Here is a 12,036-nt window from a genome sequence, read left to right as displayed (position 1 = left end):
GTATCTGAAGCACCCAGAGATTCACATTTAACTTGTACAATCGCCATAGCGGCTCTATCAATTGCTTGGTACAAACGGTCATCGGTCAGGCGTCGTCATCTATGCTGTCCTGTTTAATTGAAATCGGTACAAGCCAAGCTGGAAGCAGAATCCGCTCAATCTATGCACTATGCAGCCAAGGCTGAACGGTTCCGCATTGCCCGAGACATCGGATCCTCCCAGTAGTTGTTGTACTGTAGCGTTTGACCTTGACGCCGGTCCTCACTCGCCCGTCACAAAATACTTGTAAACAGTGCTCGCAGTTCTGCAGTCATTGCATCCTGATACCTTGCTACATCATGGTACAGGGCGCCAATCTCTCGGTACACATCCGAAATTTGGTCGTCGTACTCGGGAGACGTTCTTACTTGGTGTTCTAGCTTGAACTTATCCATGACCGCTTGAATGTATGCCGGACGTGCCCCCCACGTTCCGACAACATCTCCGCCTTCGGTCAGGAGCACGGCAATGGGTTGTGCTCTCCCCCCATCTGTGAGAAACAAGTCCATCGTCTCAAGATGTTCATCCATCGGCAGGACTTCTGTGGGTACCCCCGCCTGATTCATGACTCGAAATAGCACCGGTACATTCCATATCACATCCGGGCACCAATCCGTCGTCAAAATCAGACAGTGAAGCCCCGGTTTCTGGGACACTCTGGAGAAGAACGCCTCATCGCTTTGGTGCCGAAACCGAAATTCTTCGTAGTTCCTGTGAAGCTGTTCTTTGGTATCGGGGATATTGCTCAATTCCATCTTCAGCGTTTGCATTCCATCCATGAATTCTTGTGGAGATATACCTTGTCCAATTTCATGTTTTAGATTAATGGGTTCTGTCACAGTACAGCGTCCTCTCTACAGTAAGATAATTGCACTATAGATCAACACTGTATATCACAAAATGGTCAGTTTTCGAGATTTATAAGAGGTCAGTTTATAACCATGCAGCACGGAGCCGACTGACGCCTTCCACAATATCCGCTGCACCAAGACCTGCAAATCCCAGCATGATACTCACCGTCGGGCTCGCCTCGCAGGGTACAATGTGTAAAGTTGCACTGTGTGCTGGAAAATACACGCGAACACCGACGGCCTCTGCACGCTCTGCCAGTTCAACCTCAGAGTAGTTCGTTTGCAAGCGCACTAACACGTGCAATCCTGCACCATGGCCTTCAATTGCAGCCAACTCTCCAAACTCAGACCGAACAGCATCCAGCAGTATCGAGTGCTTTTGTCTGTACGACCGTCTCACCCTTCGAATATGTCGTTCAAAGTGGCCAAGGTCCATAAAGCGCTCAACAATCAATTGCTGCAATTTTGGAACTGGAGAATCGATTTCTTGAAGTCGATGCAAGGCGTCCTCTAGAAGTGAAACAGGCAATACCATGTAGTTCATTCGAAAGGATGGAGCGAGCGCCTTGGAAAAAGTGCCAATGTAAACAACTCGATGATGGCTGTCTATACCCTGTAAAGAGGGAACGGGACGTTCGCTGTAGCGGAACTCACCGTCGTAATCGTCTTCAATAATGATGCTTCCAGTTTGTTCTGCCCATTCCAGCAACTGAATGCGCTTTGAATAGGACATGACCATGCCCAGTGGAAACTGATGCGAAGGCGTTACATAGACGAGTTGTGCAGTGTTGGAATACAGTTCTTTCACGCTAATTCCGTCGTGGTCGAGGGATATGGGCTTAATGCCCACATGAAGCCGATTAAAGATTGACTGAGCACGGCCATATCCTGGGTCTTCCATAGCGACCTGCATATTTTCTCTCCCGAGCAAATCGACCAAGAACTGAAGCGAAAATTGAATACCGCTCCCCACCACAATTTGTTGAGGGCTGCACCGAACACCGCGTGAATGCTGCAGATAGGTCGCAATTTGCTTGCGCAAACCAAGTTCCCCCTTTGCATCACCGTAGTCGAGCAGAGTTTGGTCAATCCCATTCCAGACTTCGTTTGCGATTCTTTTCAAGGTCAATCTCGGAAAACTATGAACATCGACTCTTGCAGGATGAAAGTCAATATCCGGTTGTCTTTGTTCTGCAGTTGGAAACAGCACATCAATGTACTTTGAATCTGTCGAAGACCCGAAACTGTGTTCAGGTGTCAACGAGAAATACCCGGACCGGTGTTTACTCTCGATGTAGCCCTCTGCCACCAGTTGTTGGTAAGCCTGCTCTACCGTCGTCTTGCTGACTTTTAGCGAATCGCATAGACTGCGAACGGATGGCAAACGTGATCCGGCGGCAATCTTGCCCGACTCAATTTCGTGACGCACAAACTGATAGAGTTGATGATAATACGGAATACCGTTTTTTTCATCAAATGTGAAAACAAATTCCATTCTGCGCCACCTCTTATCGCATCCAGTCGTGTCAAACGTCAAATCACTGCTCAACCGGTATCATGTGCCCGTGAGATGCGGTTTCCCGGTCTGTCAGTGCCTCATGTCAGTGCCTCAGCCAGTTACCTTCCAACTTTCACCGAATGCGATGCAATTCTATCTTGAGACAATGGGTGAAATGACGTGTACCAGATTTGTGTCATCGTTCGGTACGACGATGAGTGGTCTGTTTTTTCCGGTGAACCGAAGAACAACATCCTCCGACTTACAAGTACGCAAGGCCTCAAGCACATTTTTTGCGTTGAGCCGCAATGCCGACCGCCCCCCGCTGACAGACACTGCATCGAGTACGTCTTTTGAATCTCCGTATTCGGCAGACTCAGTGGATATTAGGACCGTTCCCTTCTCAACGAGAACCTGAATTTCTTGGCTTTGTGGTGCAATCACTGTGGCGCAATCAAGCGAATGTAAGAGGCTCTGGGTCCGTATCGTCACCTCTGTCATGTGAACGCTGGGAATCAGTCTGGTCACTTCGACAAACGCACCCTCGATGATGCGCGTGTAAAACTGCAAATTCCCAATTGTGTAGGAACAGTGACTGTTTGCCACTGTAACGAAAATGGTCTGGTCATTGTCCGGAAGCAAATGAGCGAGTTCTACCATGGATTTAGCTGGAATAATAGCACACAGTGTGTCTACGTCTGTTTCGAGAGGTACTGCCTGGGTCGCCAGTCTCAGAGAATCTGTACAGGAGAATCGAAGAAGTCCGTTAGCTAATTCTATGTAGATCCCGGTTAACACGGGACGTGCCTCTTGCTTGGATGCCGCAAAAGCGGTACTCGTAATCAGGCTCTTAAGTACAGGTGCTGTGAGAGAGAACTGTACCGCTCCTGACAAGTTCGGCAACTGTGGAAAAGCCTCTGCATCAAATCCATGTAAATTACATTCGAACTGATTGGAACTCAGTGTGATTAATTCTGCATTCTCACAAGACACCGTCACGTGGGTACCTGTGAGTTTACGAATCAGATCCATCAACTGCTTGGCAGGTGCCACTACACTGCCCGGGGTTATGACCATAATATCTTCATCTAACTCCACCGGCAAGATTTGTCTAACACCGGTTTCCAGGTTATAGGCCGTCGCCTCAACTGAGGTTTCGGTCACCTGTAACAATACACCGGTCAAGATCTGATGTGGTGTTCGTGTTGCAAGTCCGCTGGAAACTGCATGCAGCATGCTAGCCAACAACATTCTGTTCATTTTAAATTCCATGTTATTCCCTCTTTCGTACCGAGCAGTTCAGTAGATACCGTTATAGACTTGTTGTTCTAACCGATTCTTACGGTGTGAATGGACATACTTCGACTCGTTTGGTGTCATTTCCTACTTTTCTGACATAACGAATGGACGACACCAAATACGTCGATGGCATGCTGCAAGCGGACGCGAAGACCGTTTCCTATAAATGGTATATACCAAACTCCCGTGCAAACGCCTCCCGCCCGACCGGCGTTACAGTAATTGACCGACGGATTCTTCCATGGTCAATCCACCCCATTTCAAACATCTTCTTTGTGACCGCAAGCGCAACGGGACCCGCTATATGATGCACGCGTTCGGTCCAATCATTGTGCCACGGTACAGCTACATGGGCTTGCCCAATGATTCTCTTCGCAATACCGAAGTTCCGCAACCACGTCTCTCCTTCCGGAGTAAGCAAGAACCCGTCATTTGCTTCCTTCAGGTATGTCCTGGTAACGAGTGCCTCAGTAAATCTGACGCCTAATTCGCCCGCAATATGGTTATAACAGGTCCTGGCGTGACGTAACGCCTTCACTTGTTCTGATTGTCGAAGTGAGCGGATGGGTGAAGGCGGAGCACAGGATGCAATCGCTTCCAGCATATTGGCAACGTCTGATCCAGCCAGCCGATAGTATCGGTGTCGGCTCCAGGCCTCCACGGTGATGAGCTTCCCTTCGACCAATTTGGCCAGGTGATTACTTGCTGTTTGCGGCGACACCCCAGCCATCTTGGCCAACTCCCCCGCAGGCAATGCTCGCCCGTCAGCTAGCGCCAAAAGAATTGCTGTGCGAGTTTTGTCCCCAATGAGCGCTGCGACAGTCGTTATATTCTCATAGACCACTTACGTTCACTCCCCTCACCCATGCTATAAACTTCCTACTTTAGTCTAGCATGAGCATATTTCGACGGTGCATGAAATGTTCCGTAGATAGAATAGAGCAAACGATGCTATTTCGCTTTGCAGGGGGTTATTCAATGGAATGTGGTGTAGTTCATAATGATGCACCCAATGTCAATGAAAGAGTTCTTGTTATCACTGCAGGGATTGGACTCTTCCTGTCCACCTTGGATACTGGTATCATCAACGTTGCCTTACCCACGCTCTCACGAGTGCTTCATACGAGTGTGACAACCATTGCCTGGACGGTGACGCTATATACGATTGCTTTAACGGGGACAATTATCATCTTTGGCAGACTCAGTGACAGGTACGGACGCCTGCGCATTTACACACTGGGCCTGATTTTGTTCGCCCTGTTCTCCGCACTATGCGGACTATCCCATTCAGCGGCTGAATTGATAGCTTTTCGTACGATTCAAGGCATCGGTGCAGCGATGCTTCAAGCCACCGCTGCGGCTATTATTACGACTTCAATCCCACCGCATCGCAGAGGCTCCGCACTAGGAACACTTGGCGTTTTAATGGGACTTGGACCGGTCTTGGGTCCCAGTGTGGGCGGGGTTCTCATCTCTCTCGGCGGATGGCCGTGGATTTTTTGGATTAATCTGCCGATAGCACTGACAGGCTTGATAGGATGTCGTTATCTGTTCAGGAGGATTACTGAGGAACACAGCCTAATCCAACTCAACGTGTCCGGAAACACACTACTGTCCCTCTCTATGCTTGCTCTCTTGCAGGGCCTCGCCATGTGGCCGTCGGTTGGGCTGTCAAAGCCGATGACTTATATCCCGCTTGGGATCTTCATCATGGTGTTTATTTTGTTTTTGATAAATCAATTGTACGTGAAACAGCCTATTGTCGACCTCCATCTGTTTTCGAAAGGAAGGTTTTCGGCTCCTATGCTGGCCATCTTTGTATTTGGCGGCGCGAGCTCAATGGGCTTTATCATCCCGCCTTTTTTTCTTGAACGAGTCACTCACCTCACGCCGTGGCAAGTGGGATTGGTCAACCTGTCGTCTCCTCTTGGCATTGTCTTGCTGTCAAAAGTATCGGGACGACTGATGGACCGGTGGGGAACTACTCGCTTGATGGTGACGGGCCTTATCATCATGTTCATCTCCTATACAGTGCTAGGTCAAATGCAAGTGAGCTGGAATCCACTGGTGGTGAGTCTTCTTTTATTACTGTACGGAGCGGGCGGCGGCTTATTTCTTTCACCCAACATCGCGGCAATCATGAGCACAGTCGCACGGGATGCCCAGGGTACGATTGGAGCGGTTCAGCGAATGGTGCAAAATTTGGGGATAGCAGTGTATACTGCCGTAGCCGCCGCATTGTTGCTTGCCAATTCAAATGGGACGGGACTCGGTCTCATTCACGGGTTTCATCTGGCGTGGGATTTTGCAGCAGCGACGATTCTGTGCAGCATCATCATGTTCCTTACAACCTACAGCCGGTACTCCAGGTAACTAGATTCTCTCCGCATTTTCGTCATTCAGATGTGTCGTGTCCGCTCTCGTCCTCTATCTCTGGATAGACTTACTCATACGTAAATCCACTTACAGACAGACGAAATCCCAAGCGGCTGGTACTAAACTGAATGCATGAACTCATAACAAGGAGAGGTTTCCCATGTCAACGCATACTTTAGTTCTTGGCATTATTATCGGACTTGTTTTTCTCTGGGCTATCTTTCGTCAGATAACCCCTCGCCGAGTCAATCGATTTCCGTTTATCATCCTGCCTCTCATTGGACTGTATGAATCTGTTCACTCCCTGCCCCGTTCAACGATTTCAGCAAATCAATTGACAGAGGCGGCCATCGCGCTTTCCATATCCATCGTCATTGGCTTCCTGCAAGCTCAAGTCACCGCGGTATACACTGAGACAGACGGTGTCTTGTACATGCGCGGCGGTTGGGTCTATCTCATACTTTGGATTGTGCTTTTTGTCAGTCGAATTGCTACAGATATTGTCTTCCATCAGTCTGGCAACTCGCTCTCATCCATGGCTTGGATTATTTGGGCGGAGTTGGCGTGTGTGTGGGGAGTTCGGGGTATTGTACTGTACCTGAAGCATCCAGAGATTCGCAGTCAACTCGCTAGGAGGAAGGGACGTCGCTGCGATGTCTAATGAATTGTGCCAGCTATAGACAAGGGCTACAATAGGGAAATCAACAGCTGATGGTACAAGTGGAGGACGGCGACATTGTTTAGTTTAAGCCAGGCTTACATCCGGGTAATCCGCGGCAGACTCATTTTTACAATTGCCATGGCTGCTCTGTATCAATCGCTTGCTACAAGCGGTCCTCGGTCAAGCGTCGTCATCTACGCTGTCCTGTTTGGTGTAACGCTCATCGCAATTTGGATCCCGAAACGCTTTCGGACAACCGCCTACTACGTCGGTGTCGGAACCGGAGCACTGGTCGCTGGTGCCTGGCTGTGGACCACCGCATCGCCTCACCATATCCCTCCAGACGGCCTCATTGCCGCTGTGGTGATTTTGGCTGGTGCGCCGAACCGCATCCTAGCACTGAGCCTTGGTCTATCGGCGGCAGTTACCCTCATGAGCGTCACAGGGAGCTCATATCCAGAGGGTTTGTGGAGCGGCGTTGCACAACTCGGTATTTATGCAGGTGTCAGAAGTATTCGCGGACGGCGGGAAATGGAAGCCATGCGGCAGCGTTACATCAAAGAACTCGAGGCCACTTTGGCAGAATTAAAATCCACCCAAGCTAAATTAGAAGCAGAATCTGCCCAATCGATGCACTATGCAGCGCAGGCTGAACGGTTCCGCATTGCCCGAGACATTCACGACGGCCTAGGGCACCAGATCACTTCACTGATTGTGCAGTTGCAGGCGCTGACCTACATGATTCCGGATTCCCTGGATGAAGTTCGCAATCGCATTCCCAAGCTGCTATATGTAGCTCGGACAGGTTTGCACGAAGTACGGCAGTCTGTGCGAGGTTGGGAAGACTCCGATGACACCCGTGGTTTGACCGCTCTCAGGGCAATTGTCCAGGAAGTAAAATCCACGTCCCACTGCACTGTGGACCTGCAGACAAATGTCAGTGACAACGAGAACTGGCCCACAAACGTTCAAATCGTACTCTACCGCGTTCTTCAGGAAACACTGTCGAATGCAATACGCCATTCCAACGCGAGCCACATTCAGGTTGGTGTTTCTGAGCATATGCAGGGGGTCGCAATGACAGTTTCAGATAACGGAACGATGGCCTCAGAGGAGGCGCTGCAACCTGGCTTCGGACTTCGAAACATGCGAGCACGATGTGAAGAAATTGGCGGACATTGTGGTTGGCAGGTGGGTTCTGACGGCGGTGTCACTGTTGAGGTGGTACTGCCACTTCATGCTCCCACTGCTGATACGGAGAAGTGAACGAAGGGATGAGGAGGGCGGAAAGATGCGAAAGATTCGAGTGTTTATAGCAGACGATCAAGCCCTAGTCCGTGAAGGCATTAAATACATTCTGGATGTGCAAGAAGATATGGAAGTGGTGGCCGAAGCCGAGAACGGCCGCCTGGCAGTGGATGGTATTGTTCAAACGAATCCAGACGTTGTGTTGATGGATATTCGTATGCCGGACATGGACGGCATCTCCGCGACACGCGAAGTTCTGGCGCAGAACGAGTCACTCAAGGTTGTAGTGCTAACCACTTTTAACGAGTTGACTCACGTTGTGGACGCCATCAGAGCGGGCGCCGTCGGCTTTTTGCTGAAAGATGCCGAACCTGATGACCTGATTGAAGGGGTTCGGGCAGCAAACCGCGGTGAGGCCTTCTTTCGTACGGAACATGCAAGTCGAGCGATGACCACTGCCGTGAAGACCTCCCCGCACACCGAGCCTGTGTACGGGGATGCTGTACAGCCGGATACAGAAACTGGAAATCGATCCCTTGAGGCTGCGACAACTAAAACAGGTCCAAGTGAGCGCATAACCGAACGGGAGTTAGATGTCCTTCAAGAGATGGCCTATGGCAGACGCAACAGTGAAATTGCAAGGAACCTGCATGTATCTGAAGGAACAGTCAAAACCCACATTCACCACATTCTCGACAAACTTGGTGTAGAAGACCGAACGCAGGCCGTCGTCCTTGCTCTGCGACAAGGTCTAGTAAAATAGCTGGTTTAAAGATTTTGAGAAACTCCTCAGTGGTCTTGATTACGCAAAATTTCTAGATTGCACTGTATTGAACGGTCTTTTCAGTATACCAACTTGCCAATTCGGGATTCGAAGATATCGCTAACAAAATCATCAACAGCCCCGTGTTAAAATCCGTCGCCAACGGTTGCGTAAATTGACCAAATGACTGCCCCATCCACCAATAGACAAAAAACAGAGCTATTGACACCCAAACAGTAAAGCGGAGTTTGAACTTGACAAGTAGCATAGTACCCAATGCTAATTCGATAAGTGCCAATAGAATAGAAAGCGGAATCCCACCAGTTCCGATTGCCTTCGCTAACCATGTCACGGAGACTGCCTGCGACAGACCCGTTGGCGTTAAATACAAGTGTTGAAATTGCAAGGCAAAGCCCGTAAACAACACGATGGCCAGTGATACTTGTGCGAATCGAATACCGAATCCGCGCCATTCACCGGCATCGGCTTCCTGTTTTGGAAAGACGGCAATCCCCAATAAGCCGTAAATCAGAGCCGCGCCAGGGGCTCCATTTATCAAAGAGGACTGCCCTGTTAAAATCTGACCGGCTCCTTCCCCAAAAATCCAAACAAATACACTCCATATTAATGATGCAATAATGAAGAACTTTACTCTGAAATTAAATATAAGCGCCAGTCCGATAAGGAGTTGGATAAGTGCGAAGAGAGTGTTCCAGACTACTATATGTGACATCTCAATGCCCGCGCCCCACTTTACAATGGAGGCAAGCCAATGAGGTTGCCCGGCACTAGTGGGCAAGACGACCTGTTTAAGAAAAGACGGTGTAAACATCTGTGGTTTCAATTGAAACAAGCCATCAAGAAACCAGACGGTACCCAGTATTCTCTGCATACCTATGCGTGAGACTCTCAATACTCGGCGATTTGGAGTGAGCCCATTTCTGCTCCTTTCTGACTCTGTTTCGGCAACTGTGGATAATTTACTACTAACATATAAATAGCCAAAACCATAGGCCAAAAGAAATCCAAAACTAAGAGTTATCCAAAAGACCTCCAATACAATCCCCCCCTGAACTGAGTCCTGCCCCTATGCATACACATTGTAACTCCGGCTTTGTATACCTGGATAAAGGTTCGATGCAAGCCTTGTGAAGACTTTGTGACAGTTATGTATGGAGACCTACTTTTGCACTGGTAACACTTGCATTGAATCATATACACCAACGGAAACTGTATCTAACATTTCCTGTGAATAGAGTGTATTGTTGACTTTGTAAAAATCCTCTAACGTCACCCATTGCTGGTGACGTTGCGTAACCCCCTAGAATCGGGGCAAGGAGGTGAGCTCTATGCCGCAGTACACAACCGGAGAGTTGGCAAAACTGTGTGAAGTCTCAGTGCGAACAATGCAGTTTTATGATACGAAAGACTTATTGAAACCGTCAGAACTTACGGAGGGTGGAAGACGTCTGTATTCTGATACAGACGTTGAGAGACTGCGCTTAATTTTGATGTTAAAAGCCCTGGGATTAACGCTAAAATCAATTAAAGGCATACTGGACAGCGATACACCGGGCAAAGTATTACAGAAATGCTGAGTACATTTGTCCGAAATGCGATGCGAAATTCAAGCCGTCACTGGGGCGGTTCGTATTCTCCCGTCATTCATCAAAAACACGCAAACTAACATGCCCTTCATGCGGGGCCAGCGAATACTGTGTTGAGGTTGCGTCAGACTAACCAAACAGGTGATGCAGTCCTGACGCCATCGTACTCGTAGCCCCACACTTTGATTACAGACAAACCGTTACCATACTTCTGAAGTCAGCTATGAAAGTAATGCCCTTGTTCCATGTCTTCAATGAGGCTGGGGCCGACGGGCTCCCAGCCCAGCAATTGTTTCGTTTCAGCGGCGCGTCCAGGTAGTACACTTGGCACATCGAGCGCAGCAATGGTGCCGAGAAAGCCGAAGTGAGAATCTGCCTCTTCTCGCGACACGCTAGCAGTTGGTACGCCAAGGTGCTTGCCAATGACTGCGGCAATGTCACGTAAGGCAATTCCTTCTTCGGCGCGACCGTATAGTTGTGATCCCGCCGGCGCTTTTTCCAACGCAAGCCGGTAGAGAGTCGCTGCATCAAGGCGATGGACAGCTGGCCAACGATTGGAGCCGTCGCCAATATACGCGGAAACTCCCTTGTCGCGGGCAATGTCGATGAGCCTCGGCACGAATCCCTTATCCCCATCGCCATGTACTGTTGGGGCGAGTGACACAACCGCTGCTCGTACCCCGCGCTGAGCCAGCGCGATGACCGCATTGTCGGATGCCTCTCCATTTGCATGAGCGGTCGTGATGAAGGGTTTTTGTGAGCCTTCAAGCACTTCGCCGATTGCCTGCACCGCGCGTAAATCGTTGGCAAGCGATCCGGAGAAATCGGAGAAATCGTGTTTGAACGCAAGGTGAATGACTCCGTCACAAGCAGCAGCTCCGCTTTGAAGGCTGTCGAGATTGTCAAGGGTACCGTAATGTGCTTCGGCACCAGCTTCCTTCAGCATACCTGCACTATCGGCCCGTCGGGTGAGTCCTAGGACTTGATGACCATTCCTGATGAGTTCTCTTACAACGGCAGAACCAATATAGCCTGTTGCTCCTGTTACAAAAACACGCATCAAAATATCCTCCTTAAACCAAGGGAATGAAATACAAGTTGACAATTGCAGTCTAAACTATAGAGTGAACTCTAAGGCAAGCCATTTTGAGGAGATTTTTGCATGAGGATACAGGAGTTAGCTGATAAATCAGGGTTGACTGCCCACACCATTCGCTTTTATGAGAAGGAGGGACTGTTGGACCAGCGACATGTGCGCAGAGAGAAGAACAACTACCGCAGTTATTCTGATGAGGCTCTAGAGCGTCTGAATCTGGTCAAGAAATTCCAGGGATTGGGGTGTTCGCTGTCCGAGTTGAAAGCAATCCTGCAGGACCGTGACACGAATACCCTGACTAACGTTGAAGTCATTGAATGGATTCGTCAAAAGATGAATGAAGTGGAAAGCAAAAAGGACGAATTGGACCATGTTCTTAAAACCCTTCAATGGATGTTGGAGTACAGAATGGCGTTGACGAGCGATCCGCAGCGAGCCCAAGCGATGTTGAAGGATGTCAAGCACTAGAATCAATCCGCCCTCAGCTGGGAACATCATATTTTGCATGCGCACCATGTGTATTCAGTCGCTTCTCATCGGGGAGTTCAACCCTTTCTTGTCTATTGTGATGGTATGATGGTTTTAGCGAGATGTACAT

At 49.3% G+C, this 12,036-nt stretch carries 12 protein-coding genes; 6 read left to right on the top strand and 6 right to left on the bottom strand.

Going from position 1 to position 12,036, the window contains the following annotated elements; all coding sequences use genetic code 11:
* Nucleotides 1-272: 272 nt before the first annotated feature.
* The 4 genes from GI364_RS05990 to GI364_RS05975 form a co-directional block, all read right to left on the bottom strand.
* The gene (locus GI364_RS05990; RefSeq protein WP_198852769.1) at nucleotides 273-878 is read right to left on the bottom strand and encodes a thioredoxin family protein; all 606 of its coding nucleotides are present in this window, start codon (nucleotides 876-878) and stop codon (nucleotides 273-275) included.
* A gap of 94 nt (nucleotides 879-972) precedes the next feature.
* Nucleotides 973-2,385 carry a MocR-like pyridoxine biosynthesis transcription factor PdxR gene (locus tag GI364_RS05985; RefSeq protein ID WP_198852768.1) on the bottom strand — a complete coding sequence of 471 codons (1,413 nt, stop codon included), beginning with the start codon at nucleotides 2,383-2,385 and terminating at the stop codon, nucleotides 973-975.
* Between the two features lie 156 nt (nucleotides 2,386-2,541).
* The gene (gene dnaN, locus GI364_RS05980) at nucleotides 2,542-3,660 is read right to left on the bottom strand and encodes a DNA polymerase III subunit beta (RefSeq protein WP_198852767.1); all 1,119 of its coding nucleotides are present in this window, start codon (nucleotides 3,658-3,660) and stop codon (nucleotides 2,542-2,544) included.
* Nucleotides 3,661-3,847: 187 nt separating this feature from the next.
* A complete protein-coding gene (locus GI364_RS05975; RefSeq protein WP_198852766.1) occupies nucleotides 3,848-4,531 on the bottom strand; it encodes an ArsR/SmtB family transcription factor in 684 nt (227 codons plus the stop codon).
* Between the two features lie 134 nt (nucleotides 4,532-4,665).
* On the opposite strand from GI364_RS05975, the gene GI364_RS05970 reads away from it, so the two are divergent.
* The 4 genes from GI364_RS05970 to GI364_RS05955 all read left to right on the top strand — a co-directional run bounded on the left by GI364_RS05970 (nucleotide 4,666) and on the right by GI364_RS05955 (nucleotide 8,735).
* Nucleotides 4,666-6,060, top strand: coding sequence for an MFS transporter (locus tag GI364_RS05970; RefSeq protein WP_198852765.1), 1,395 nt, complete (start codon nucleotides 4,666-4,668; stop codon nucleotides 6,058-6,060).
* A gap of 163 nt (nucleotides 6,061-6,223) precedes the next feature.
* Nucleotides 6,224-6,724 (top strand): hypothetical protein, encoded by a 501-nt coding sequence (locus GI364_RS05965; RefSeq protein ID WP_198852764.1) that lies wholly within the window; start codon nucleotides 6,224-6,226, stop codon nucleotides 6,722-6,724.
* 75 nt (nucleotides 6,725-6,799) lie between these two features.
* Nucleotides 6,800-7,990, top strand: a complete 1,191-nt coding sequence (locus GI364_RS05960; RefSeq protein ID WP_198852763.1) for an ATP-binding protein — start codon at nucleotides 6,800-6,802, stop codon at nucleotides 7,988-7,990.
* Between the two features lie 25 nt (nucleotides 7,991-8,015).
* Complete coding sequence (locus GI364_RS05955) at nucleotides 8,016-8,735, top strand: response regulator transcription factor (RefSeq protein ID WP_198852762.1); 720 nt, start codon at nucleotides 8,016-8,018, stop codon at nucleotides 8,733-8,735.
* A gap of 52 nt (nucleotides 8,736-8,787) precedes the next feature.
* Here GI364_RS05955 and GI364_RS05950 read toward each other — a convergent pair whose 3' ends face one another.
* Nucleotides 8,788-9,792 carry a hypothetical protein gene (locus GI364_RS05950; RefSeq protein WP_198852761.1) on the bottom strand — a complete coding sequence of 335 codons (1,005 nt, stop codon included), beginning with the start codon at nucleotides 9,790-9,792 and terminating at the stop codon, nucleotides 8,788-8,790.
* Nucleotides 9,793-10,084: 292 nt separating this feature from the next.
* On the opposite strand from GI364_RS05950, the gene GI364_RS24865 reads away from it, so the two are divergent.
* The gene (locus tag GI364_RS24865) at nucleotides 10,085-10,333 is read left to right on the top strand and encodes a MerR family transcriptional regulator (protein WP_233096032.1); all 249 of its coding nucleotides are present in this window, start codon (nucleotides 10,085-10,087) and stop codon (nucleotides 10,331-10,333) included.
* A gap of 226 nt (nucleotides 10,334-10,559) precedes the next feature.
* On the opposite strand, the gene GI364_RS05940 is transcribed toward GI364_RS24865, so the two are convergent.
* Nucleotides 10,560-11,402, bottom strand: a complete 843-nt coding sequence (locus GI364_RS05940) for an SDR family oxidoreductase (RefSeq protein WP_198852760.1) — start codon at nucleotides 11,400-11,402, stop codon at nucleotides 10,560-10,562.
* 102 nt (nucleotides 11,403-11,504) lie between these two features.
* Between GI364_RS05940 and GI364_RS05935 the strand changes: the two genes are divergently transcribed.
* Entirely contained in the window at nucleotides 11,505-11,906 is a 402-nt protein-coding gene (locus tag GI364_RS05935) for a MerR family transcriptional regulator (RefSeq protein WP_198852759.1), read from the top strand.
* Nucleotides 11,907-12,036: the final 130 nt, after the last annotated feature.

Origin of the sequence: Alicyclobacillus sp. SO9 (assembly GCF_016406125.1) — a bacterium.
In the GTDB taxonomy this organism is placed as follows: domain Bacteria; phylum Bacillota; class Bacilli; order Alicyclobacillales; family Alicyclobacillaceae; genus SO9.
This window is presented reverse-complemented; position numbering and strand designations above follow the sequence as displayed.